This is a genomic window from Sutcliffiella halmapala, assembly GCF_002019665.1.
Taxonomy (GTDB): domain Bacteria; phylum Bacillota; class Bacilli; order Bacillales; family Bacillaceae_I; genus Sutcliffiella_A; species Sutcliffiella_A halmapala.
This window is the reverse complement of sequence record NZ_KV917375.1, coordinates 330,176-356,134: the sequence shown is the minus strand read 5'-3', so window position 1 is coordinate 356,134 and position 25,959 is coordinate 330,176. Positions and strand designations below refer to the sequence as shown.

The 25,959-nt window shown below is 41.0% G+C and carries 25 protein-coding genes; 3 read left to right on the top strand and 22 right to left on the bottom strand.

All coding sequences use genetic code 11. The features are described from left to right. Positions 1–4: 4 nt before the first annotated feature. From BK580_RS01710 to BK580_RS01675, 9 genes are all read right to left on the bottom strand, one after another. The gene (locus tag BK580_RS01710; protein ID WP_078378663.1) at positions 5–541 is read right to left on the bottom strand and encodes a PglD-related sugar-binding protein; all 537 of its coding nucleotides are present in this window, start codon (positions 539–541) and stop codon (positions 5–7) included. 250 nt (positions 542–791) lie between these two features. Beyond that, positions 792–1,679: a UTP--glucose-1-phosphate uridylyltransferase GalU gene (gene galU, locus BK580_RS01705; protein ID WP_078378662.1), complete on the bottom strand. Its 888-nt coding sequence runs from the start codon at positions 1,677–1,679 to the stop codon at positions 792–794. Positions 1,680–1,700: 21 nt separating this feature from the next. Continuing rightward, the gene (locus BK580_RS01700; RefSeq protein ID WP_078378661.1) at positions 1,701–3,521 is read right to left on the bottom strand and encodes a polysaccharide biosynthesis protein; all 1,821 of its coding nucleotides are present in this window, start codon (positions 3,519–3,521) and stop codon (positions 1,701–1,703) included. A gap of 19 nt (positions 3,522–3,540) precedes the next feature. Then, complete coding sequence (locus BK580_RS23450; protein WP_169864741.1) at positions 3,541–3,696, bottom strand: hypothetical protein; 156 nt, start codon at positions 3,694–3,696, stop codon at positions 3,541–3,543. Between the two features lie 723 nt (positions 3,697–4,419). Next, positions 4,420–4,650 carry a hypothetical protein gene (locus tag BK580_RS01695; RefSeq protein ID WP_078378660.1) on the bottom strand — a complete coding sequence of 77 codons (231 nt, stop codon included), beginning with the start codon at positions 4,648–4,650 and terminating at the stop codon, positions 4,420–4,422. Positions 4,651–4,769: 119 nt separating this feature from the next. Next, the gene (gene fabZ / locus BK580_RS01690) at positions 4,770–5,204 is read right to left on the bottom strand and encodes a 3-hydroxyacyl-ACP dehydratase FabZ (protein WP_078378659.1); all 435 of its coding nucleotides are present in this window, start codon (positions 5,202–5,204) and stop codon (positions 4,770–4,772) included. Positions 5,205–5,469: 265 nt separating this feature from the next. Further along, positions 5,470–5,784 (bottom strand): DNA-directed RNA polymerase subunit beta, encoded by a 315-nt coding sequence (locus tag BK580_RS01685; RefSeq protein ID WP_078378658.1) that lies wholly within the window; start codon positions 5,782–5,784, stop codon positions 5,470–5,472. A 19-nt stretch (positions 5,785–5,803) separates the two neighbouring features. Then, positions 5,804–6,640 (bottom strand): flagellar hook-basal body protein, encoded by an 837-nt coding sequence (locus tag BK580_RS01680; RefSeq protein ID WP_078378657.1) that lies wholly within the window; start codon positions 6,638–6,640, stop codon positions 5,804–5,806. 27 nt (positions 6,641–6,667) lie between these two features. Beyond that, a complete protein-coding gene (locus tag BK580_RS01675) occupies positions 6,668–7,489 on the bottom strand; it encodes a flagellar hook-basal body protein (RefSeq protein WP_078378656.1) in 822 nt (273 codons plus the stop codon). 592 nt (positions 7,490–8,081) lie between these two features. On the opposite strand from BK580_RS01675, the gene BK580_RS01670 reads away from it, so the two are divergent. Then, complete coding sequence (locus tag BK580_RS01670; protein ID WP_169864738.1) at positions 8,082–9,101, top strand: acyltransferase family protein; 1,020 nt, start codon at positions 8,082–8,084, stop codon at positions 9,099–9,101. Between the two features lie 55 nt (positions 9,102–9,156). On the opposite strand, the gene BK580_RS01665 is transcribed toward BK580_RS01670, so the two are convergent. The 3 genes from BK580_RS01665 to spoIIID form a co-directional block, all read right to left on the bottom strand. Then, a complete protein-coding gene (locus BK580_RS01665; protein ID WP_078378654.1) occupies positions 9,157–9,666 on the bottom strand; it encodes a hypothetical protein in 510 nt (169 codons plus the stop codon). Between the two features lie 200 nt (positions 9,667–9,866). Next, positions 9,867–10,868, bottom strand: coding sequence for a rod shape-determining protein (gene mreB, locus BK580_RS01660; RefSeq protein ID WP_078378653.1), 1,002 nt, complete (start codon positions 10,866–10,868; stop codon positions 9,867–9,869). Between the two features lie 189 nt (positions 10,869–11,057). After that, complete coding sequence (spoIIID, locus tag BK580_RS01655; RefSeq protein WP_078378652.1) at positions 11,058–11,321, bottom strand: sporulation transcriptional regulator SpoIIID; 264 nt, start codon at positions 11,319–11,321, stop codon at positions 11,058–11,060. Positions 11,322–11,780: 459 nt separating this feature from the next. Between spoIIID and BK580_RS01650 the strand changes: the two genes are divergently transcribed. Continuing rightward, positions 11,781–12,119, top strand: a complete 339-nt coding sequence (locus tag BK580_RS01650) for a BsuPI-related putative proteinase inhibitor (protein ID WP_078378651.1) — start codon at positions 11,781–11,783, stop codon at positions 12,117–12,119. Between the two features lie 394 nt (positions 12,120–12,513). Here BK580_RS01650 and BK580_RS01645 read toward each other — a convergent pair whose 3' ends face one another. Further along, on the bottom strand, positions 12,514–13,929 hold the full coding sequence (locus BK580_RS01645) for a DUF294 nucleotidyltransferase-like domain-containing protein (protein ID WP_078378650.1): 1,416 nt from the start codon (positions 13,927–13,929) through the stop codon (positions 12,514–12,516). Between the two features lie 295 nt (positions 13,930–14,224). On the opposite strand from BK580_RS01645, the gene BK580_RS01640 reads away from it, so the two are divergent. Further along, a complete protein-coding gene (locus BK580_RS01640; protein WP_078378649.1) occupies positions 14,225–15,097 on the top strand; it encodes a hypothetical protein in 873 nt (290 codons plus the stop codon). A gap of 215 nt (positions 15,098–15,312) precedes the next feature. On the opposite strand, the gene BK580_RS01635 is transcribed toward BK580_RS01640, so the two are convergent. The 9 genes from BK580_RS01635 to spoIID form a co-directional block, all read right to left on the bottom strand. After that, a complete protein-coding gene (locus BK580_RS01635; protein WP_078378648.1) occupies positions 15,313–16,965 on the bottom strand; it encodes a sodium:solute symporter family protein in 1,653 nt (550 codons plus the stop codon). A 233-nt stretch (positions 16,966–17,198) separates the two neighbouring features. Further along, the gene (locus BK580_RS01630) at positions 17,199–17,501 is read right to left on the bottom strand and encodes a DUF4212 domain-containing protein (protein WP_078378647.1); all 303 of its coding nucleotides are present in this window, start codon (positions 17,499–17,501) and stop codon (positions 17,199–17,201) included. 805 nt (positions 17,502–18,306) lie between these two features. Continuing rightward, positions 18,307–19,140 (bottom strand): DUF1028 domain-containing protein, encoded by an 834-nt coding sequence (locus BK580_RS01620; protein ID WP_078378645.1) that lies wholly within the window; start codon positions 19,138–19,140, stop codon positions 18,307–18,309. A gap of 87 nt (positions 19,141–19,227) precedes the next feature. Then, positions 19,228–19,839, bottom strand: a complete 612-nt coding sequence (gene pcp, locus BK580_RS01615; protein ID WP_078378644.1) for a pyroglutamyl-peptidase I — start codon at positions 19,837–19,839, stop codon at positions 19,228–19,230. A 120-nt stretch (positions 19,840–19,959) separates the two neighbouring features. Further along, positions 19,960–20,490 carry a chromate transporter gene (locus tag BK580_RS01610; RefSeq protein WP_078378643.1) on the bottom strand — a complete coding sequence of 177 codons (531 nt, stop codon included), beginning with the start codon at positions 20,488–20,490 and terminating at the stop codon, positions 19,960–19,962. After that, entirely contained in the window at positions 20,487–21,056 is a 570-nt protein-coding gene (locus BK580_RS01605; RefSeq protein ID WP_078378642.1) for a chromate transporter, read from the bottom strand. Before BK580_RS01605 ends, BK580_RS01610 begins: the two co-directional genes overlap by 4 nt. 140 nt (positions 21,057–21,196) lie before the next feature. Next, entirely contained in the window at positions 21,197–22,807 is a 1,611-nt protein-coding gene (locus BK580_RS01600) for a gamma-glutamyltransferase family protein (protein WP_211278987.1), read from the bottom strand. A 478-nt stretch (positions 22,808–23,285) separates the two neighbouring features. Next, a complete protein-coding gene (locus tag BK580_RS01595; protein WP_078378641.1) occupies positions 23,286–24,137 on the bottom strand; it encodes a stage II sporulation protein SpoIIQ in 852 nt (283 codons plus the stop codon). A 385-nt stretch (positions 24,138–24,522) separates the two neighbouring features. Next, positions 24,523–25,542, bottom strand: a complete 1,020-nt coding sequence (spoIID, locus tag BK580_RS01590; protein WP_078378640.1) for a stage II sporulation protein D — start codon at positions 25,540–25,542, stop codon at positions 24,523–24,525. Positions 25,543–25,959 lie beyond the last annotated feature (417 nt).

Genomic DNA, 25,959 nt, shown 5'->3' with positions numbered 1-25,959 from the left:
CTTCTCACACTCCAACTTCAAAACTATACTCTTTTAATTTTGTTTCATTTGAATAGACCATTCCTGCGTCTACTTTCTTTAGTCTTTCAACACTGCTTCCCGCTTTTACAATTGCACCAGAATTAATATGTGTGCCTTCACCAATATAACTGTCGTGATCTACTAATGCACCTATACTAACAATGCAGCACTTCTCAATGGTTGAGTTGGTATTAACAACTGCCTTTGCGCAAACGATGGAGCCCATTTCTATTTTCGCTAACGGACTTACATAAGCAACAGGGTGAATCAGCACCGGAAGTTGAAAACCAGCTTGAATTAATTGCAAAGCCCACTTCATTCGCTGCTCATTGTTACCAAAAGCTACAAATGCATATGAATAGTCTTGCAAATAGTTGTTAAAATCTTGACACTTCCCTATCGCTAACTCTGAGTTATCATCTAGAAAATCAACTTTATCAAAATACTCCATAGCAGTTGCAGTCTCTTTAACTACTCTTCCATGGCCACCAGCACCAAATATAAGCAAGTTTTTATTCATTAACTCCAACTCCATAGATTGATTTATTACACAAACTCATAATTTGATAGTATATTAAGAATTTTTTAGTCGCTTAGTACTTCATTGGAATTAAATGTACATCCAACAAACTACTAATCCACTAAACTCACAATCAAAACAAAATCCCATTTTAGCTCAAGTGCTCCAAAATAGCTGATATCCCCTAGAATAGGACACATTCATTTCCATACTCACGGGGATATTAAATAGCTATGCTGTATTTCTAATTTTACACTTCTACTTTTTCCTTACTCGCACTAATCATCTCTTCTAAAAAACCTAGTAACTCTTCTTTAAGGCCCGCATCTCGCAACGCAAACTCCACCGTCGTCTTCACGAATCCAATCTTCTCCCCAACATCATATCGCTTACCTTCAAAATCATAAGCGAACACACGCTGAATCTCATTTAGGTTTTGAATAGCATCTGTCAACTGAACCTCTCCACCAGCACCTCTTTCTTGCTTCTCTAAAAACATGAATATTTCAGGAGTTAATACATATCGTCCCATAATCGCTAAATTAGAAGGCGCAGTACCTGGCTTCGGTTTTTCGACAAATTGATTTACTTGGAAACGGCGACCAAATTGTTGAGACGGATCAATGATTCCATAACGATGGGTTTCATTATCAGGTACAGTTTGAACTCCGATAACAGATGATAAGGTATTATCGTACTCATTGATTAATTGTTTTAAACAAGGAGTGTCTGCTTGTACGATATCATCACCTAAAAGCACCGCAAAAGGCTCGTCCCCAATAAACTTACGTGCGCACCATACTGCATGACCTAAGCCTTTTGGTTCCTTTTGGCGAATATAATGGATTTCTACTTTTGAAGATTCCTTTACCTTCTCTAGTAGTTCAAATTTTTCTTTTTCAAATAACGTTTGCTCTAATTCAAAAGAGTTATCAAAATGATCTTCAATCGCTCTTTTCCCTTTACCAGTAACGATAATTATATCCTCAATACCAGAGGCAATTGCTTCCTCTACGATGTATTGAATCGTTGGTTTATCTACAATCGGAAGCATTTCCTTTGGCATCGCCTTTGTTGCTGGTAAAAATCTTGTTCCTAGTCCTGCCGCTGGTATAATCGCTTTACGTACTTTTTTCATCTATTTATTCCTCCAAGTATCCTATTTTGCAACCTGCAATAATTTCTTCTCTCTATTGTTAGCTAATGACAAAACATACTCCTGAATTTCATCAGCTGACATTATCCCATACGCATTAACTAACTGTTCTACCTTATTAATATCAATCAACGTTGTCTTCCCAATAAAGATCTTAGGGAATATTGCTTCCCCATGAACTTCATCCTCGCCCAACAATTCTTCATACATCTTTTCACCAGGTCTAATCCCGGAAAACTCTATTCCAATCTCATTAACCGAATAACCAGAAAGCTTAATTACATTTCTTGCTAGATCGACAATTTTCACAGGCTCACCCATATCAAGCACAAATATCTCTCCACCTCTAGCGAGAGTTCCAGCTTGAATCACTAATCTTGAAGCTTCCGGAATTGTCATAAAATAACGAGTCATATCTTGATGTGTAACCGTTACAGGACCTCCCGCTTGAATCTGTGCTTTAAACAAAGGAATAACACTACCTCTACTACCAAGCACATTTCCAAATCGAACCGCAACAAACTTTGTATTACTTTGTTTTGAGAGATTCTGAATCACCATTTCCGCGATTCGCTTCGTAGAGCCCATTACATTCGTTGGGTTAACAGCCTTATCCGATGAAACTAACACAAACGTTCCAATACCGAACGTATCAGCAGCTTCTGCTACATTTCTCGTGCCAATTACATTGTTCTTAACCGCTTCAGCAGGGTTATATTCCATTAATGGAACATGTTTATGTGCCGCTGCATGATACACGACATCTGGACGATGTTGTTCCATTACAGAAAACATTCGTTCACGATCTTGAATATCTCCTATTACAGGAACAATTTCTATTTCTTCACTATATTGTTTTCTTAATTCCATATCAATCGTATAAATACTGTTCTCCCCATGACCTACAAGTACAATCTTTTCCGGTGAGAACTTACAAATTTGACGGCAAATCTCTGAACCTATGGAACCACCAGCTCCAGTCACTAGTACTGTTTTTCCTGTAATCGATTCCGAAATACTTGCCATATCAAGTTCAACAGGTTCTCGTCCTAATAAATCCTCAACCTGTACTTCACGGAAATTATTTACCGATAATTTCCCAACTAATAAATCTTCAATCATCGGCATAATATGTGGTTTAATCTTCGTTTTACTACATTCTTCAAAAATCTCATTCAGTTCTTTTTTGCTTAAAGAAGGAATCGCTATAATAATGTTGTCTATCTTTAGCGTATTCACTGCATTCACTATTTCCTCTTTTCCACCAAACACCGGAATGCCATATATATCTAACCGTTGCTTTCTCGGTTCATCATCAATAAATGCAATTGGATCTAAATCCGCTTCTGTATTCTGCTTCAACTGGCGAACAATCATCGTTCCGGCAGCACCTGCCCCAACAATCAAGGCGCGCTTCTTATCCTTCTTCTGTCTCATGAACGTATCACGATATAATCTCCAAGAAAACCGAGAACCACCTATTAATAGCATGTGCAACATCCACGTAATCAAAAGCACTCTTAGAAAGATATCTCCAGCCACTACTAATTGTAGAAGTCCTGTTATCGTAACAGAATATGTAACGGCTTTTAATATAGAAAGTAACTCTCCTACACTAGCATACTCCCACGCCTTATTATAAAGCTTATAAATATAGGCAAATAAATGATGCCAGATTAATAGTGATAACGAAGCCGCTAATAATGTTTTAGATTGAAAAACATTAAAGCTAGGATTTAACATCCAAAAACCGATATATATTGAGGTAAGAACAATAAGTGAATCAACAAATGTTAAGAAGGACAATCGTTTTTTATAGGTCATACTTTCAACTCCCTTGCCATTAATTTTTTTCTTGTTTTAGATTTTGGAATTTATTTTGTATGGTTTTATCCATAAGAGACTTTATCGCTTGAAGTTGTTCATACGTTGCATCTTGATTAATATATCTAATTGTTTTCTTTATTGTTTTTGGGAATTGATTAAATTGTGTTTTCATTATTAACCACCAATAATTAATAGTTTTTTTCGATATTTTAATCCATACAAAAAGGGCCCACTTATGTTATGTGTTCCCTTATAAAGGTATGGAAACTTTACCTTTATCGAATAATTAAAACCATAGCTTTCAATTGTCGAAATTTATGATAATAGGTTTTTCTACCTATGTCGAACTTTGTAGCATTTCTAAGACGTTTTAACCCTTTCCAATCTTACCATATGCTATTGAGATATGTAACAGGGAGAATTTGTCGAATCAAGTCGAAATGAAGTGTAAATTTTTACAATAGATTAGTTCTTTGTGCTTATATTTGCATTCAGCCAAAAATAATGATAAAGAAATATTGACAGAAACATTATTACCTATTATATACAAAATTTCCTGCTATATCTACAATTTGTGACATTTTCACATAGTTTGGACCATAGAATTTTTTTGAATGCGCTTTCTTTTTTTGCGTTGCACTTCTAAACTACTAATCTTTTAAACAATAGCTTAAAAACTATTGCAATAGAAAGATGAGGATAGTCCCTAGTAAAGAAGAAATCAGCTATAAAATTTTCTCACCCTATTAGTTAACGTGTTTCTTCTTATAATAAATAACTCCTTTTTGTTTAGTTTTCTCTTCAGATGGAGGAAACATAAAGCTTTGGGGATTAAAATGGGTTGAAGCATAACAAAAGGGACAGTAGCATACACTGTCCCCCGTTATTAGGATAATTACTGATCGTTTCCAGTATCCTCTTCAACATCTTGTTCTAAGTCAGTCTCATCCTGCTCTAGATCTTGGTCAAGATTGTTTTCATCTTGTTCTAGATCAGGATCCATTGGTTCTTCCATCGGAGGCTGTTCGTCTTCTGGTGGAGGAACATTCTGATCATTTGCTGCACAACCTGTAATTAACATTGCTGCTAATGCCGTACCTGATAATCTAATTAACCACTTGTTCATTCGTACCGTCTCCTTTCGAATAGGGAAAAATCAAGACCTTGTTTTACTTTTTTGCTTGGTCCCTTTTTATATTCCCCATTATTCAAGAAACATTGCATAAAAAAACAATTTTTTTTAAATTACGACTTTTGACCTAAAGCAAACATCATTTCTAATTCGCACACAAGCTGCCCATCAACCGTTGCAATTCCTTTGCCCTTGCCAATGCTACCACGGACTCGAGTCATTTCTACTTCTAGTCTTAATTGGTCGCCAGGTATGACTTGTTTCTTAAATCGACAATTATCAATCCCAGTAAAAAAAGCAAGACGTCCTTTGTTTTCTTCCTTCTTCAGCATCGCAACTGCTCCAACTTGCGCTAATGCTTCTACGATTAGAACTCCGGGCATAACAGGAAACTCTGGGAAGTGTCCTTGAAAAAACTCTTCATTAGCTGTCACGTTTTTAATTCCAATAGCACGTTGTCCTTCTTCAATTTCTATTATCTTGTCCACTAACAAGAAAGGATATCTATGTGGAATAATTTCTTTTATTTGGTTAATATCTAATGTCATTTTTATGACCTCCTACTAATAGTTACTTCCAATTATATATGAAGGCATAAAAAAGAGGAAGCCTATATAATGACTTCCTAACCGTTTATAGGAAAGTATCCTATAAAGAATCTTTCCAACTGATTGAAAACGTTTGTCAGTCGAGGCGCGAGCAATTGGGCAGAGCGGAGTTACCTAAGTGGGAATGAGCATCTGAACAATGGCGAGTAACGAAGAATGCGAGCGTTTTTCAACAGTTGGAAAGGAAGCCTTCAAGTCGACTTCCTCAGTCTTTCTTAACGAGGTCCAAAATATGCTGCCATGTTTCCTTATCTAATACTTCCATCGGGCTACCGCCACCAAGAACGCCGTAACCAAACATTGCTCCAGCTAGGGAAGCAACTGCCATAATCGCAAGTATAATAATTAAACGTAACCAAATGGGAATTAAACGAATACGCCATTTTAAGCGCTTCGGTTTCTCCTCACTTGTGGCTGCTGACTCTTCCTCTTTTTCTATCTTCAATTTACTTTTTTGAGCTTTGCGCAATTCTTCCCTTGTTAAGGTTAAGCTCTCTTGTTTTTCCTGTTTTTGTCCCATTGCGCAACCTCTCCTTTACCTATGATTTCAATCCGTTCACGAGCCCCATCATTTGATCGGCAAATTGAACAGATCTTGCGTTGAATTGATATGATCGTTGCATTAATGTCAATTCTGTCAGTTCCGCTGATAAATCGACATTGGATTGCTCAAGCATGCCTTGCTGCATCCCAACGGATGTACGATTCGCTCCTTGGACATACTCTATAATATCATTTGGGTTAGCAACCGCTGCATTTGGCAGTGCATATAAGGAGCCTGGTCTACTTTCTAGCATTTGCGGGCGGATTACTTGGGCAATACCGATTTCACGTGCAATCGCATTGCCATTGGTTAATGCTGCGGTAATTACGCCACCTGGCTGCAATATCACGTCTTTTATATTCTCGGGTAAGATGATTTGTTGCCCATTACCATCTAAGACAGGATGACCTTCTCCCGTAACAAGCATCACTTCATTATTGTTGATTGGAGACAAATAGAATATGCCGTTTCTTGTGAATTGCGTACTAGTTTGCCCATTTTCTGTAACTTGAACCGTAAAAAACTGATCTTCTTTTGTTAGGGCAAAGTCTAACATACGCTCTGTCGTCTTTAAAGGACCTTGTGTTAAGTTCAATTTCGTCTGACTTAATCCCGCACCGGTTGAGAGGCGAATGCCCTCTGGTGTTTGTCGCATCGTTTCATAGCGGCTTAACGGTTGGTTGTTTGCTTGTTGGACAAGTAACTCTTGAAAAGATGCAGAACGATTTTTATAGCCGATCGTATCAACATTGGCAACGTTATGACTAATGAGATCTAATTGTTTTTGAAGTTGGTTCATCGTGTTCGTTGCATTTAACATAATTCTGTTCATTTATTTACCCTCCGTCGCTTGGGGAGATTAATTAATTCGACCAATTTCGTTTGCTGCTTTTTGCATGCTCATGTCGTAGGCTTGGATGATCTTTTGGTTAGCTTCGAAAGCACGGAAAGCAGAAGTCATTTCGCTCATCGTTTGGGCCGTATCGACATTGGATCGTTCAATGTGACCTTGCATGACTTGGAAGCTTACGTTTGGATTGCCATTGGCGTTTTGTAATTGTTGGCCCTCGGATGCACGGAATAGACCGTTGCCATCACGGATTAGATCATTCGCGTTGTTTGCTAAGGTAATGCCTAGACGTGCTTGCGGCACCTCATTCACTAGAATCGTTCCATCCGGTTGTAGGTTGAATGAGTTCGAGTTAATTTGGATACGGTTGTTGGTTTCGTCTAAGATATATAGTCCGTTATTAGTCGTCAAGTAGCCTTCTGGGTCCATTGTGAAGTTACCGTTTCTTGTGTATCGCGGTGTGCCATCTGGGTGTTGCACGGTAAAGAATATGGATGAGCCTTCAGGTAGGTTTTGGTTTAGGATCGCTAGATCTGTGTCGTTCCCTGTTGGTCGCATGTCGCCTTGGGTAAATTTAGGTGCTACGTCTTGCAGGTAAACGCCTGTGTTTAAGGTACCTATTTGTTGGTTTTGTGCAAATTTAAGTGGTTGTTTGGTCGGTACGCTTGTTTGGTCCATTCTGGAAAGTAGAAGTTCTGGGAACGCTCTAAGGGATGATTGGTCTGCTTTGAATCCTGGTGTGTTGGCGTTTGCTAGGTTGTTTGAGAGCATTTCCATGCGTCTTTGTTGGGATAGCATTCCGGCGGTGGCTGTGTATAGTCCACGTAGCATTTAGGTTTCACCTCTGTTTGTTTTACGTACATATTTATCTAGTTTCTATTATAGTACAAATTTGGATTTGTCGATATATGTATTTTGTTGGGTTGTAATTTTTAGGGATTTTATTTTTGCGACGGTTATCCTGAAGATAGGGGAACTCCTTTGAACACCCTGTAGATTTCCGTGCTAGGCGTTCGCTTTCCGCGGGCGGTCTTGGGAGCCTCCTCGGCGCACTATGCGCCTGCGGGGTCTCCCTTCGACTCGCATTCCCGCAGGAGTCTCACGCCTTGCACTACAATCTACAGGGGGGACGGGGGAGACTCGACGCTTTACTTTTTCATTATCCATAGTGCGATTTGTGTTTGGATGATGGCTCTGGCTAACGTAGTTGTTGATTTCTTAGCAGATCACCTCTTTTTTGGGAGGGGATATATTTTCTATTAATGGGATATCATTGCACTTGTTCTTGTTACTAGTTGTCTGTTTTAATGCAAATGTTAATCGTATTTTAAAGTTATATTACAGTTTCTTTGTTGGGGTTTAGCTGTTGATGATGTGTGTTAGGATAGCTTTTAGATTCTTGCGACCAAGGAGGCTATTTATCATGAGTCTACAACGAAGAGAAAACTGGCTAGATGTCGCAAAGGGATTAAGTATTATTTTTGTGGTAATGGGTCATTCAGGCGACCATGTGATTAATGACTATTTAGCTTGGTTTCGCATGCCCCTATTTTTTATTTTAAGTGGTTTTCTATTTAAGCCTGTTCATCCTGAGAAATTTCATGGTTGGGTGAAGAAGAAGGGGAAGGCTATGCTTGTCCCGTATTTCTCATACGGTATACTCATCGCTGTTGGCTTATTTGCGTTAAGCTTAAGTTTTCGCGATTTATTTACAGATACAGGGAAGCTTGTTTATGGAGGTCTAGCTCTTACTGGACCTTACGGCGTGTTCTGGTTTATAACGTGCCTTCTTATTACACAAATCCTATTTGGATTTATCTCACGATTTCCTTTAAGCATTCAAGTTATCATTCTTTTATTGGCATATCTAGTCGGTCATCGTTTAGCAGCTACCGCATTAGACGGGGTAATGGTACCTTGGAATGCTGATGTGGCACTCATTACTCTATCGTATTATGCAATTGGATACTATAGTAAGGGGCTTTTATCTAACTTGGTGAGGCGCTGGTATGTTCCGATTATATTTGGTGCACTGTCTATCGCTTTTGTTTGGTTAGATTATGTCCATATAATTAATCATGAGAAGGATTTGAAATATAAGGTGTATGGAGAGATCGGATTGGATATGGTGATTCCTATCGTTATATCTGTAACAATTTGTTCACTATGTTATTGGATATCCAAGTTAAGGGTTTCTGAAAGAATAGGCTATTTAGGAAAGAACACCATTACTATCATGTATTTGCATATTCCTTTAAATATCTTTTTGCAACGAGTAATAGACGTAGAATATGGACTGGTTATGTATACGTTAATTGGTGTGACGATCCCATTGATGGTAAGTCTGGTCATTAGACATTCCGAGCTTTTATCTAAGTTGTATTTGGGTAAGTTGCCTCGTACTACTAGGAGTTCATCTACTACTTCTTCTGTTTCGGCATAATCATTTAGAGCAACTGGTCATTGCGACCGGTTGCTCTTTTTTTGTTGAATGTATGTTAGAAGGACCATCTTTCTTCTATATCCATCCATTGGCTACTATGCAGATTTAGTGATTCTTGGGCGTCATGAAAAGTTGCATAAGCAGGTAGTGTGAATGTTACCGGTACCGCTTTGTGAAAGCATTTCTCGAACCAAGTGATGATTGCTTTCTGTTCCTTTGCTTCTAGTTCCAAGTCGTTTTGTTCGTAGAATTGGTCGATTTCTTCTTGGTCGGCTGGTGAGGGGTAATAGGAGATATCCTCTAGGATTTCTTCTGCCCCTTCGATGCCACTACTTCCTACTTCAAATACTTCGTTTGCTTCATTATCCATTTTGAAGAGCGTGATGGTTAGCTCTTGGTTAGTCGGTTCGGTGGTGAAGGTGAATTCGATTTGTTTTACGTCTGGATGGAAGGATTGTTGCAGTTTGGTTTTGAGAATGGCAATTAGGGTTTGTTCTTGGTTGGTTTGTTCTTGGTTGGTTAGTTCTTGTGTGATGTCTTGTAGGTAGTTGTTAATTGTTAGCATGGTGGGGACTCCTCTCGGTTTATGTGCGTTGTGCGCTTTGTTTATATTCTCGGTGGGTATGGGGGATTCCTTTTTTATGGTGGGGGATGGAAAGGTGGTTTAATAATTTTGGTTTTTGGGTAAAAGAAAGAGCAACTCATTATTTAGGAGAGTCGCTCTTTTGTATGGTGTGACGTTTATAATTTTGTTGTTTGTTTTGGTTAAGCTAGGCTTTTTTTTGGTAAGCGGTCCATGTGGTCGAGCATAATGCCTGTGCCGATTGCTACGCAGTCCATTGGGTGTTCTGCTATTAGTACAGGAACTTTAAGTTCTTCTGCTAGTAGCTGATCCATTCCGTGGAGAAGTGCGCCACCGCCTGTTAGGATTACACCGCGATCGATGATATCAGCTGATAGTTCAGGTGGTGTGCGTTCTAGGACGCTTTTTGCTGCTTGTACAATAACTTGGATGGATTCACGTAATGCTAGTTCGATTTCTTCGGAGTATACGGTGATGGTTTGTGGAAGTCCACTTACCATGTCGCGTCCGCGAATGTCGATTGATTCGTTGCGTGAGCCTGGGAAAACGGTTGCGATGGAGATTTTGATGTTTTCCGCTGTGCGTTCCCCAATTAATAGCTTGTACTTTTTCTTAATGTACTGAAGAATTTCGGCGTCGAATTTGTCGCCGGCCATTTTAATGGAGCTGGCGGTGACGATGTCTCCCATAGAGAGTACTGCTACATCGGTTGTTCCACCGCCAATATCCACTACCATGTTTCCACTTGGTTGGAAGATGTCCATTCCTGCACCAATCGCAGCAACTTTCGGCTCTTCTTCTAAATAGATTTTTTTACCGCCGCTTTTTTCAGCAGCTTCTCTGATCGCCTTTTGCTCAACAGATGTTATATTCGTTGGGCAGCAGATGAGAATGCGTGGCTTTGAAAGGAAACCACTTACATTTAGTTTCTTGATGAAGTGTTTAAGCATTGCTTCTGTGACGGCGAAATCTGCGATTACTCCGTCTTTTAGCGGTCGCATCGCTACGATGTTCCCTGGAGTACGCCCCACCATTTTGCGGGCTTCTTCCCCTACCGCTAATACTCTTCCAGTGTTTGTGTCAAGTGCTACTACTGACGGCTCATTTAGAACGATCCCTTTTCCTTTTACATGGATGAGAACGTTTGCCGTTCCTAAATCAATCCCTATATCCCTAGCAAACATCTTACTTTTTTCCTCCTTGCATCATGCTTTGCGACTGTTGTCCGACAACTTATAGTCCTAATTGTTTATTCTATCACAATTTACAAAATAAAGGGTGAAATTAACATTAATTTCATGTCAAAATTTCAATATATTTGTCGAATTTATTGAAGTGTCGCATAAGTAATGAAAGGAGTCAAATAGTCCTGTTTATTTTACAGTTTCCTCTTCTTTCTTGTACTTCATTTTCGTGGCTTCTCCGCCTCGTAAATGTCTAATGGATTTATGATAATCAAGGATTGTTTTCACTTCAGTTGCTAAGTCTGGGTTAATCTCCGGAAGTCTTTCTGTCAGGTCTTTATGGACAGTACTTTTGGAAACGCCAAATTCCTTCGCTATCACGCGAACTGTTTTCTTTGTCTCCACGATATACTTTCCAATCTTGATAGTTCTCTCTTTGATGTAATCGTGCACACCACTCGCCCTCCCTAAATTGGATGTTGAGAAGTGTGAAATGAGACTCGCTTAAACCGATGTAACGAAGTGCGTAGTGGCTACAGTTGTACTATATAAAAAACGAATAGGATGTTTGGTGTTTATTCTTCGAGACAATCTACGATCCCTCACCTCAAACACTCTCTTTGTATGTTTGGTTTGTATCAGTTTATTAGCTTGTGTCGAGGATTATGCTATAAATGTCAAGAGGGACAAGGGTTTTGTTGTATTTTTTTGAATTTTCGGTGGTTAAGGATCGTTTTTAGGTGATTTGTGTGGCTAAAGAGAAACGGTCGTTTATGAAGGTTGGTTGTTTTTCGAGGCTTGCTGGTGGGGAAAGTTTGGTTTTGGGGATGGGGTTTTTAACGATTGAAGGTTATTGGTTGATTATGTGGAATATAGATAGGTAGGTGAGATTTTTTGATAGGAGGGGATGTAATGGGGTTGGAGGCTAATCTTTCTTATTCGAGTAGTGGTCCTGATTCGGTAATGCTACATTTTATTGTGGAAAATACGGGGACTTCTTCTGAGAAGGTTACGTTTCGTAGCGGGCAGCGTTATGATTATGTGTTGTATCGGGATGGGCAGTTGGTCGAGCATTATTCAGAGGGAAAAATGTTTATTATGATTTATGAGGAAATTATGGTGGCAGCTGGTGATGAGTTGAGCTTTGATATTCCGTTAAAAGACTTGAAGCCAGGTCAATATACCGTCACTGTTTGGTTAGCTGATAGTGGTTGGCCTGGAGCGCGTAAGAAACTTTCGTTTTCTATATAATTGGTTAAACCAGAAGAAAGCTTGGGGACTCCCTCAAGCTTTCTTCTGGTTTAAGTTAGAGGATAATTCTCTCGACAAAATAAAGCGCGCCTCTGGATCCTTGGTTTCAAAACAAAAGAAGTTGGGATAAACTCTGATGCTTGTTGGATATGGTGGCTCGGGACGGCTAGTTAGCTCGGTAATTTCCCGCGAAATAGGTCGATTTGGATGGACATAGACTTCGAAGTTTTTTTACCTTTACAACGCTAATTTCAAGAAGCCTATCCTCTTTGCAATATTGAATCCTATCGTTTCGGTGAATTCTAATCTGTCGATTGATGTAGAAAAGGGTAGACTTTCGACTAAATTGCTCGGGAAATATTGTTTAAGGCGAATGAAATATGTCCTCTCCCTCCTAAAAGTGGGATAGCATATAGTTTTGTAGTTCTTTTATAAGACGCACACTTAACATAAGCTCTTCCTTTTCGCGTGTCGTAAGGTTCGTTAGGATAAGTGTGGAAGTTAATGGCTCCCCAGCTTTATACTGACTCCAGCGGTTTTTCACATAGTAGTCTAAAATAGTGGTAATAGACGCTTTCAGGTCCTTTTGAAAACTTTTGGTAAGGATTTTTTTAGCGTAAAGTTGCTCGATTTTTTCTATTGGAGTGCCATAGATGATGTTGTTCATTAGTGCTAGAATTTGGAGGCTGTGATGATACGGAAATAAGATCTCTTTTTTCATGTCAATCGTTCTTCTTTGGAGGCGAAAGATGGCGCGAATAGGCTGCTCTAAGGTCGGAATGGTATTTTCCCTTTCTAGTTGTGACAAACGGAAGTGAAGGATTTTCGCTCTAGTTAGTAAATGTTGCATATTTTTTTGGAATCTCTCATGGATTACTTTGTCTCCATATAGCAAACGATGTGAAAAGAAATTTTGCGCTAATAAGAGACGGTCATTAGTAGTGTATAGCGCCCATTCTTTAATACGGGTGTCCCATTCTGTTAAGGATCCTCGCCATTTAGGGTTGTTTGCCATCATATTGCCGGTGCATTTTTTGTAACCTACTCGTTCTAGGTTCGTGACGATTTTATCTGCTAAGTCACTGAAGTATTGATGATCTGTCCCCTTTTCATAAACAAGAAAATGATCTTGGTCAGTGAGGAGAAACTGCTCCCTTCTCCCGGCACTACCCATAAGATAAAAACAAAATGGTGACGGTGGTTTGCTAGGCATTTCTTCAATAGCAAGATCAACGCAACGTTTAATTAATCGGTCAAATAACGTGTTCATCACGTCTAAAATAAGTAGGATTGGTACCTGCTGCTGGAGCATCGTGTCTAAGGTGGAATAGAGAGAGGTTTTTATTTTAGACAAACTGTCCTTGGGGGCTGCGTTGAGCAGATTAATACTTTTGAACATGCCTATGTTACTGGCTTGGAGCAGGTAGTCATGTACAGTTTGATCCGACCATCTTTCTTTTAGCACCTCAAACGGTATGAAAAGCGCGGTCACATCGTCAATAGCACGGACCTGTAGTTGGGATGGTTCCTCCATGGCTGCTTCATTATGGTTCTTCGTGAGGAAGTCGATGAAAGGGGAGAGACCGACAAGTTGATCTTGCTTGATGATTTCGATTACTTCCTCATGCTGATTAGCGGTTTTACTGGGGAGGTATACCTCTACTGTCCCCGACTTTATCAGATAAAGACCTACTCTTGCTTCATTTGCTTTGAAAAGAATTTGATGATGAGCGAAAGTACGCTCCTCACAACGTTGAAGGATGGCGATTTGTTGAAGGGGGTCAAGGTTCTGAAAAAGTGGATGCTGCATGAAACGATAGCTCCTTTTACTTACTAGGATGTTATTGCTTCTTTCTTTTTCATTTAGTAAACCTTCTACATAACATTTTGGATTATCGCAGCAATTAGATTATGAGAGATGTATATGTTCATGTCGGCTCTCTATTGCCTTATTTTTTTGAAATGATTGAAATAGGAAGAGCCTGTAATAGTACTTATGGCTGGGTAATTCTTGTCATTTTTTTAGAAAAAATATGTAAATTTTACTAAAGTATCTATATAATAGAGTTAACTGCAAGGCGAATACTTAATTTTGGAGGAAGCAGATGAAGAAAATTTCAGTAGTTTTAACAATAGGTTTACTAGCTTATGCCCATCCCCTTCATTCAAAAGCGGAATATGATGATACATATAATGATAGATTCATTCTTCCAGAGCATACATATGTAACACAGTCGGAACAAACCAGTTGGATGAACGAAGATGAGCCAGTGGAGCCTCCTGCTAATCCTAAGCCACCCGAACCCCCAAAGCCGCCTGAACCTAAACCAGAACCACAACCTGAACCTGTGCCCGAGCCTGAACCTGTGCCTCCCCCTACACCACAGCCACCGGCAGAGCCGAAACCTAATCCACCAGCGGAGCCGAATAGACCTATTACTCCTAGCCCCACTCCACCTAGGCCATCTACGCCAGTTGAAGTTCCTGTGGAGGTAATAGAGGAGCTAGAGGAACCGGTCGAGCAAGTAGTTGAAATAGAAGTCGAACCGTTAATCGTTAATATCGACGAACATGGGGATGTACTCTTAAAATGGAAAAAGGAGTTTAATGACCTCCCTATCCCTATTCTCTATGACATCCTAAAGAAGTTTTTAGAAGAAGATACCATCCATTCCCCTGATTTTCTTAGTAAAGCCGCTCTCACAGAGCTAGTATTCTTTTTTGAAAATGAAGAGCTAGTGGCATCAGAGCTTTTCGATGAATTACGAGAGCATCTAACTTTACTATTAGAAAATAAAAGCGATATGGCTGAAGATGTGGATACGGAAGTGGAAGAAAACGAGGAAGTTATCCTCAGTGAATCTACCGAGATACCACTAGTAGAGGTTAACACTAACAGCACGAAGGAATCTTTCATGACGAAAATTGGCAGATTTTTTGGTAATATCGGCTCGTTTTTTAAAGGTTTATTTAGTTAGTCGAGCTTAAAAAGGAACCCTTTACTTAGTTAAAGGGTTCTCTTTTTTTGGGAGTACAAATAGCAACCTAATTCGTATAGTGAATGGGTTGCTATTTGTATTGTACTATCAACGATTATCTGATTTTTAAGCTCAAATTAGAAGACCAATTCGCATACGTTTCAGCATAATGACAATAACTATTGGCCGACTTTGTACTCCTCTAGTTATATCGATTATTTGTTCATCCAAACTTCCCCATCCTTATACGTCATTTGCTCTGGATAACGCAGGTCGGCAACTTCATCTTGGATTTTTTGCGATGGTGCTTTTGTGCTTAGGGAAACGATGATGATAGTTAGGATCGCGGCGGCTGCGCCAAAGACCCCTGCCCCTGTATCAATAATACCTAAGATCGTGAAGCCACCATATTTTGCCGTGAAGATGTAGGTCAACGTGACGATGAGACCAACTAGCATTCCTGAGATAACGCCTGGTGCGTTGGCGCGTTTCCACCAAACTCCCAATAGAAGAGCCGGGAAAAACGTTCCAGATGCAAGCGCAAAGGCCCAGGCCACGATTTGGGTGATAGCACCTGGCGGGTCCAATGCAACTATACCAGCTAGTACGGTTGCTGCCACGATAGTAATTCGACCTACTAGCAGTCGGTTGCTGTCAGTAGAATTCGGACGTAGGACACGGTAGTAAATGTCATGGGCAAAGGAGGAAGAAATCGCAATCATGAGTCCTCCTGCCGTTGAAAGCGCGGCTGCCATCGCCCCTGCTGCTACTAGACCGATTACGAAAGCACCGAGGTTGGCGATTTCCGGTGTTGCCATTACGACAATATCGTTTGCAATCATTAGCTCACTCCACTGAAGAATGCCGTCACCGTTATTATCTGCGATGGTGAGTTTTCCGGTGTTAATCCATGTAGTAGTCCAGGCTGGTAGCTGATCGATTGGTTGACCTGCTACATTTTTCATTAAAATAAAGCGGGAGAACGCTGCGTATGCTGGTGCTGATAGGTATAGAAGGCCGATAAAAAGTAGGGCCCAAGCTCCTGACCAACGTGCTGCTTTCATCGTAGAAACGGTGTAAAAACGAACGATAACGTGTGGCAATCCTGCTGTTCCGGCCATGAGCGTGAACATTAATGCAAGGAACTGCCATTTCGTGCCGTTTTCAAATGGTGCGAAATATTCTGAGACTCCCAACTGCCGATCGAGCTCCCCTAGCTCGGCAACAATTTGACCATAGGATAACCATGGAAGTGGATTGTTTGAGAGCTGGAGTGACATGAAGATAACTGGGATTAGGTAGGCAATGATCAATACTATGTATTGTGCAACCTGCGTCCAGGTGATTCCTTTCATTCCTCCGAAGGCTGCGTAGAATGCGATAAGGACCACTCCGATAAGGGTTCCTATTTTGGCATCTACTTCAAGAAGGCGGCCGATTACTACCCCTGATCCGGAAAGCTGACCAATGGAGTAGGTGAAACTAATGATGATGGTACAGATGGCGGCGATGACACGTGCAGTGTGACTGTCGAATCGGTCGCCAATAAATTCTGGTACGGTATAGCGACCTGATTTTCGAAGTTGTGGCGCTAGTAGGAAGGTTAGGAGTAAATAGCCCCCTGTCCAGCCCATTATGTAGGCTAATCCGTCGTAGCCAAGTAGCATGATTGTTCCAGCCATTCCAATGAATGAAGCTGCACTCATCCAATCCGCTCCGATTGCCATTCCGTTGAAAATTGGTGGAACTCCGCGTCCCGCTACATAGAAATCGGAAGTTTGACGCGCTTTGTTAAAAATAGCGATTCCGATATATAGTGCAAATGTGATTAGAATTAATGATAGCGATACAAGAAACTGTGTATCCAAACTGTACTTCCCCCTTTTGTGTAGATACTAAGGTTAATTTGGTTGTGCGCCTTGCGTCTGGGTGAGTGGTTTGTTTGTGAATTTTGTGAGATTACATGATGGTTTGAAGTTGAGATTCTTGGGTGAGTGTGTGGTTTGGTTTTTGTTGGATAGCTAGGATGGTCTGTTAAGTCGTACGCGTCATGATTATTAGTGCTGTTGTTCCCCTTCGTCAAATTCGCGATGAGTTAGGGTTAGTGCTCCAATGTTTTGCCTGAGCTTAATTGTTCGTTCGTTTTTTCGTCAATTCCGTATTTTTGGTCGATTTTATCGCTTACTTTGGCGTTTACAAACAATAGAACGATAAAAACGAGAATGGATCCTTGAGCTCCCATGTAATAGTGGAATGGAAAGCCACCGAAGATTGTGAACTGTAAAGACTCGGCGAACAGCACAATCCCAAAGGATACGACAAACCAGATAGCAAGATAGATAATAATATTCCTTGTCTTCTCACGGTAATACACATCAGCCACAGATTTTTCGATTTTTCTCAAATGAAGATACCTCCTTTTAATTTTGGTGCTAGTGGATAGGAATTGATAGGATTCGACACCAGATACGAGATTCCTAAGGGAGTCAGGCACCTAACGAGTTTTTTATTGTAATGTGAAGATGAATTTGACTGTGTCTAGAAATGGTGCTGGGACTAGGGCGATTTCGATGATGACGTAGATGGCAAGTGCGAATATTGGGACTGACAGTAGGATGGGTTTTTGTTTTTTGATTGCTAGAAAAATACATAGAGCTACGATAACTAGGAATGCGTAAAAGAAGAACAATGGGTTTCACCTCTTTCGTGTTGTAAGCGCTTTTATTTTGCGAATTAAATCACGACCTCTCTTGTTAATCACTTACTCTGTTATAAAACAGAATTTTATAATAATTCTAATAATTAGATTATGAGACATGTATATGTACAAGTCAACTAACTTTTTCCTATTTCTATTCACCTAATTTCTTCTAATAACCATTGCTGGAAGTAAATCTGTTCTAGTACAAAAGATGTGTCATCGAATAGCATTCCTACTAGTTAAATAGGTTTTTACTAAATATTACATGTAAATTGATTTGCTGAATTAGGGATAATTAGTTCTTTGGGGCTAATTTTTATTCTGATTATATTGAAGAACTATTTTTTATAAATGAACGAATCGCTTACATATTTGCAAAAAAATGTTTGTGGAGCAGCTTTAAGTGTCCCTTTATGGCTTTCGCTTTTTGGTTGGGTTAAGCTGATTGTGGCGTTTATTCGATTATAAGAAATATGGAGCGCTCCTTGTGACGAAACGCTCCCCGGCTCTATTTTTGCTTGGTCATGAATGCTAGCACTTCTTTATCGATGTAACCTTGTTCCTGCTCTCTTCCTTCGAAGTTTTCTGTGTGAAGGTAGGTCGTGAGTGCTTCGTGGAGTGTTGTTGCTTCAGTTAAGTAGCCTAATTTGATAAGTTGTATTCTTATGGAATCTTCTACTTCCCCTGTGATTTCAAGGATGTTTTCCTTTTTGGTGGGGGAAAAATAAAGCTGCTGTAGGCGATAGATTCTGATTAGTTCTTCGATTGGTTGTGGGTGTTCGTCTACACGTAAGTCGATATAGCGGTCGTTAAAGCCGGCGTATCCCCCTTTTTCTTTTACCACTAAAATGGCTGCAGATTGTTGTCCTCTGCTATCCCCTCCAGCTTCTTGCCCAGCCGCTAGTGCTTGAAGAAGCCGTTCGGCGAGTGTTCCTTCAGTCGCTTCAAATGTTGTTCCCATTGCAAGTACGGTATCTTCACTGACGAGGATGTTTCCTTGTGCTGCGTAAAATGCCCCGGTTTGTCCGCCAGCCCAGTCATAGCACTTTTCTCCTGTATAGGTCGCGGCATTTCCGTTTGCATCGATGACCGCTAACTGACGATAAGCTCTGTTTTCATCGGCTTCTGTAAGCAGGTCGACTACTTCTTGTGCGGATTTTCCTTGTTCGAGTAGCTTTAGACCTTGTGGGCCATAGGTGGTGTTGGCGTACGATTGTGTGGCGATTGCTCCTACTGTTGCTTTGGCCCAGGGAACGACGGAGCCTACACCGAGAAATTTCGATTGAACCGCAATTCCCCACTCTTTTTCTTTTGGATCAAAGCCGATGATGGAATAGGTCATGATTATTTCCTCCTTGAGTTTAGGTGATGGTTGGGCGAGAACGTAATGAAGTAAGTCGTTATTTTAGGTTGATAGATTGGATGAAAGCTATAATGCTTGAATTGCTAGACGTATGGCGTCCGTTAAGTCTTTTTGTGACCAACTACCTGGACTGTTTTTCATTTGGATGGCCAAGGAATGGGAAGCTGGTATATGGATGAATCCTGCTTTGATTTGTTTATTGTGGTCTTTGTGGGTCGCGATGGTGTGCAGGATGGCGTACATGACGTTGTTGCATAGGTATGTACCAGCGGTGTTGGAGATTTTCGCCGGGTATCCTTGTTCGTTTAGCAGATTCACCATTGCACGGATTGGCAAGGTGGAGAAATAACCGTCGGGACCCTCTTGGTCAATAGGTTCGTCTTCACATTGGATTCCGTTGTTGTCCGGTGCACCATCTTTGCAGTTAATCGCGATGCGCTCGGGTGTGATGTTCGTGCGGCCAGCCGCGAGTCCAAGTGCGATAACAGCATCCGGTTGGATATCCGTGAAGTGTTGGATAATTTGCTGCTCCGACTCCTGAAAATCTACAGGAAGTACTCTACTTATAATTTCGTAGTCTCCGATAATCTCTCCTTCTAACTCTTTCACAATCTCCTCTGTCGGATTCACAGGAAACTCAAGAAACGGCACAAAACCCGTTAATAATAGCTTCTTCATTATTGTTGGAGCCTCCTTTGGTTGGTGGTGGTGCCTGGCACCATTTGGTGTTTATTTACATTTGGGTCCAGGCACCAATTTGCATTAATTCCCATATAGTGCCAGGCCCTTGTAGTTATGTTAACTCAGTACTAATGCTCCGTAGACTAGTGCGCCGCCGATGACGTAGGCGGGGTGGATTTTCCATTTTTCTAGGAGGAAGTAGCTTGCTAGGATTAATAGGATGGTTTGCATGGCTCCTGATCCTTCGTAGGATACGGCGAAGAAGCGATAGGCCATGACCCCTAGTAGTAAGGCGATGGTTGGACGAACGTAATTAGACATTCTCTTTACTTTTGGTGAGTTACGGAATTTGTATAATAAGCTCATAAGGCCGATCATCAGAATCAATGATGGAGCTACAGTGGCGAATACCCCAACAACTGCTCCAAGGATACCTGCTTGCTCATATCCAATATAACCTGCCATTTTTGTTGCAATTGGGCCAGGGAGAGCGTTGCCGAGTGCCAGGACTTCACTAAACTCGCTAACGGTTAACCAATTGTAACGATGAACCACTTCATTTTCTACAAGGGGAATGGACGCGGGTCCGCCCCCGTACCCAAGAATACCTGGTATGAAAAAGGCGAGGAAAATCTCCCAGTAAATCATGCTTTTCCCCCTCCTTTTTCTTGTTCTTGCTTTGGTTTATCTTTTTTTAAGATAGCCGCTGCTAGTAAAACAGCGATAACGATGCCCGGGTGGATATTCAAAAATTCGATAAATAGCAGACTTACAATGATAAGAATGATTGCCGCTGTCCAGCCTAGCCCTTGCTTCGACTTCGAGATGAAATCCCATGTGAGAACCGCCATCATGACACCGACAACTGGTAACACTGCTTTTGTCATCCCCTGCACCCACGGCTGATCTTTTAAGCTAGTGAGGGTTGTGAGTATCACAATCATTAGAATGATGGTTGGGATGATTGATGCCAATACAGCATTGAGCATCCCGGTGTAGCCCGCGACACGATAGCCGATGTAGCCGGCCATCTTCGTGTTGATTGGCCCTGGCAAGGTGTTCGCTAAGGCGAGAATATCTGAGAAGTCCTCGTCTGTGAGCCATTTATGTTTCACTACTACTTCTTTATGTACAAGGGGGATGCTTGCTGGACCGCCGCCGTAACCTAGCATGCCTGTGCTAAAAAACGATAAAAAGAGTTGCCATTGCTTCATGGTGTAGCCTCCTTTGATGAGGAGGCCTGATCCTCATCATTGTAAATAGTTAAAGCTTTATTTAAAGTGTTCCCTATGTTCATTCACCCCATCACTTTTTAGCAGTGAGGGCAGGCCTCTTTTGATACATTTTCCCCGTCTTAATATGCTGCAATCCCACCATCAGTCCTTGCCTCGGTGCCGCCGCTCAACACACCGGTTTCGGGGTTGCGCCAAATGATTTGGCCACGACCAAAGCTGCCTCCGTCGAGGGTGATTTGGATTTGGTGTCCTTTTCGTGCTAGTGCTTGGGCAAGATGTTGCGGGAAGTGGTGTTCGACGACGACTTTCTTATCCTCTATCCACTGCCACCTTGGTGCGTCTAGTGCGGCTTGTGGGTTGAGGTGGAAGTCAATGGTGTTCATGACTACTTGCATATGCCCTTGCGGTTGCATGTAGCCACCCATGACACCGAATGGTCCAACAGCTTCTGTCCCTTTGGTTAGGAAGCCAGGGATAATTGTATGGTACGTTTTCTTCCCTGGTGCTAATGCGTTTTCGTGTTCTGGATCTAGCGAGAAGTCATGTCCTCTGTTTTGGAGGCCGATGCCTGTTCCTGGGACAACGACACCTGAACCGAAGCCCATGTAGTTACTCTGAATAAAGGATACCATGTTTCCTTCTCCATCGGCAGTTGCTAAATACACAGTTCCGCCTTTTGGTGGAGTGCCTGGCTCTGGCGTTAGTGCTGATTCGCCAATGAGTTCCCGTCTTTCTTTTGCAAAAGAATCAGAAAGTAATTCTTCGGAAGAATGCGTCATTGTTGTTGGATCTGATACATATTTTTTGGCGTCAGTAAATGCTAGCTTCATTGCTTCGATTTGTTTATGGTAGGTATCTAGTGAATCTCGCTCTGTGAAGGTGTCATCTTTTAGCATATTTAATGCCATCAAGGCGACGATTCCTTGGCCATTCGGTGGGATTTCCCATACGTCATAGCCGCGATAGTTGACCTTGATTGGTTGAACCCATTCGGCTTTGTAGGCTGCTAGGTCTTCATAAGAAAGAAACCCGCCATGCTGTTTACTGAATGCGGCAATTTTCTCAGCAATGGCTCCTTTGTAAAAGGCTTCCCCATTTGTTTCTCCGATTTGTCTCAAGGTATCTGCATGCCCTTTCGATGACCAGATTTCTCCGATCTCAGGTGCACGATCGTTTGGTGCGAACGTTTCAAACCAGTGGGTGAATTCTTCTGTTGTACAGAATTTTTTATAACTATTATAGGCATTCTTCCAGTACTTGCCGAGCGTTGGGGACACTGGATATCCGTTTTCTGCATAGTCGATGGCAGGCTGAAGAACTTCCGATAACGGTAGTTTACCAAACTTTTTGGAGAGCTCTGCCCATGCAGACGGTGCGCCTGGGACCGTTACTGGTACGAGGCCAAACTTCGGCATTGTATCATGCCCTTTTTCTTTTACAGCCTCAATAGAAATGGATTGTGGGGCTGGGCCGCTTGCGTTTAGGCCGTGAAGCTCTCCCTTCGTCCATACAAGGGCGAATGCATCTCCACCAATCCCATTAGATGTTGGTTCAACGACAGTCAAGCAGGCTGCCGTAGCGATGGCTGCATCGATGGCATTTCCGCCTTTTTTTAGAATTTCGAGTCCCGCTTGTGCTGCAAGTGGCTGAGAAGTCGCTACCATCCCATTTTTTGCGAAAACGGTGTTGCGTTGTGATGGATATGGGTTGTTTAAATAGTCGATAGTCATTTTTGATTCGTTCCCCCTGTTATTTCGTATTTCGAATTATTGTCTATTATACTTAATTTTCTTTATTTTTTCAAAATAGAAAATTTGACCTTACGATGGGGAGAAAAATGAATTTTTGTATTGGGGAGATCATCTGGTTGGCTAACGAGGTTTGGTAGCGAAGTGGAGGAAGTTTTTTCCGTACTCCATCATAAAAGGGCACAAAAAAACCGCCGAACGGTACCCTCGTTCGGCGGTCGAGACATTCACCTATTTGTTGCGCTGTTGTGTTGCTTTGTATCGGTACTTTTATTATACCCAGTTGTGCATGGGTATATGCCTGTTTGCAGATGTTTTTTATGGCTTTTTTGTGAAGTCGCTGGCTTTTTTTGCGAAATAAAAAAGAGCTCCTTTCTCAAGGTTTATGTTACGTCTTGAGAGGGTGCTCTTTTCTAGTTATTAAGCATTTGTCGTTCTTTTATTTTGCTAAAACTTACTATTATGTTAGATAGCTAACGTTTTCTTCTTCATGCCCTTCAGAACCTTCGTGGTCCTCGTGGTCTTCTTTTTCTTCGCCATCTTCAGGCTTGTCTTCACCTGGAGCTGGAGTTTCTTCTTTTTCACCAGCTGGATTGCTGCTTTCTTCAGAAGTTTGTCCTTCTTCGTCTAGAAGAGCTGTCACTGGTTTGTTAAAGTACTCAATCGGGTTAACTGCTACAGAATCTTTACGAATTTCAAAATGAACATGTACTAATTCTTTGTTCATTTCGCTTGTACCAGCTTTCGCGATTTTTTGTCCTTGTTCTACAACATCACCAGGTTTTACCGTTACATCAGATAGTGCTTGATATACAGTTTTTACGCCATCTGAATGATCGATTTCTACGATATTTCCTAAGAGCGAATCTTCTTCAGCACGAGTTACAGTTCCACTTAGAGCCGCTACGACATCAAACGTTTCCTCGTTTTTCATTGCAATGTCAATACCTGTATTAGGTTGGTAAATTCCATTGAAGTATACGAATGAAGCCTCTTGCTCTTCCTCCGATGCATCTGCATCCCAGAATTGCTTTTTCACCACAACTGAATTTACATCTGTTACTGGCATTTTAAAGTTTTCTAATGGACGGTTAACCTCTACTGCATCTTCATCATTGTAAGACGTTGTTGGCCCTTGACCTTCTGTTTCATCAATTGGATCTACTTCTTGATTACCTGCTTGGAACATTAAAACCGCTGTCAAAATAAGTGCTGCGCTCGCTAGATAGATTGCTGGAAATACCCAACGCTTTTTCATTAAACGCTGCCAATTTGAATTTTGAGAAGTCCGTTTCTTTTCTTCCTCTCTCATTGTATCATCACCTCAGCAATCATTCTGAACAGAAAGCGAGAATAATATACACAACTCCGAAAAAAATTTCAAAAAACTTATTTTCCTTCAAAAGATGGGATTTTATGCATGGGGGTGAAAAATATTTTTTGTGAGGGGGTTTTTGCGGATCATTTTGGGGCCAGGCACCGGCAGGAGTTTTCCATTCGCTGTCGAAGCACTGTCAAAACATCAACCCAAAACCGAAGCCCCACAGTTCATTCGCGGATCCCGAATGGACTGTGGGGCTTTCTCTCATCTATCTGCTTTCATTTGTTTTATCTGAGTTTGAACTTTTTGGTTTGCAGCTTTATTGGTTCGTTCTCGTTAGCTTTGGTATTTTTGTAGAATCCAGCTTCTATCTACTCTATTGCTTCGCCGTCAGCTTTGTTAAATATTGGTCTGCATTTCCAATCTGTACGTCTTTATAGAAATGAGCGATGATGTCGGAGTGTTTTTTGCCCTCGAGCGCCATTCCATTTGCTCCATATTGGCTCATCCCCACGCCATGGCCGTAGCCTTTTGTCGTAATAAGTATGTTGTCGCCTTTTCGCTCCCAGGTAAAATCACTTGATCGTAGCTTTAAGGTATCTCTCACTTCTCTTCCTGTTAGCTGCTTTCCATTTATCTCTACCTTATCGACACGGTTACCAGTTGTACGGGAGATTATTTTCCCAACTGAACCATTTGCCTCAAGTTTTACCCCTAATTCACTTTCAAAAGCTCCCACAGTAAAGGAAGTATGATCGAGAAATTCTTTTGAGTTCATATCCCATGGACTCTCTACACTTCTTAAATAAGGGATTTCATTCTGCCAGTATTCTTCAGAGTTTTCCGTTTTACCATTGCTTGTAGAAAAGAAGCTTGCATCAATCGGTTCATTGTTATAGGTAAGCACTTTTCCAGCAGTTGCTTTTACCGCTTCAGTAACTTTGGCTAAATTACTAGCATAATTCTCTTTCCACTGTGCCTTTAGCTCATCCGTACCTTTATAAACTTGATGCGTAACGGTATCAGTTACGTCCCATTCTTCTGTAGCACCTAACCGCTCCTCTGATAATAAATGCCTTAGAATATAAGTTCTAGCAGCGAGGGACTGTGCCTTTAATGCCTCTAATTCAAATGTTGCTGGCATTTCTGAAGCAACCACCCCTACCACGTATTCCTCTAATGGAACATTCTCTACTAAGTCTAGTTTTGTGCGATACACCGCCACATCAATCGGCGATTCCGCCAAGTCTGGTTGTTCCTGCTGTTTGTTCTGGAGTTCTTCCGCTAGTTGACCGTTTGATTTATCACTAAACGGAATAACTAACAATGTTGGTACCATTAATACCATGACGAAAAGAATAGATGATAGGACGATGATTGGTTTTAAGTTTCTCATAGCGTCGAGCCTCCATTAAACAAAATAAAATAGATGTTGGATACCTTTACTATTTCATTCTTATGGAACTGGACAAGCAATTATGACTAAAAGATGGGCAGGTTTTGGGAAGTTAATTCATATGGAAGATGTTTAAATTGGAGGGGGAAAACCACTCGGATTTCTGCGGCAACTCAAGCGTTATCCTCTTAATATCTTGCTCCTTTTTCAGCACCCCATTTAAAGAAGATATTAAATATTTCTATCAGATTACTTCTATTTAGAAACTGTTACATTTACGAAAAATAACATTTTCTTAAAAAAATAGGAATAAAAATAAATAATATAATAATACTAAAGGAGGGAAAAAACATAAAAAAATGTCAAAAAAGGGCCAGACCCCCGCAGGAGTTTGACCCTCAATGTCGAATACTTTTT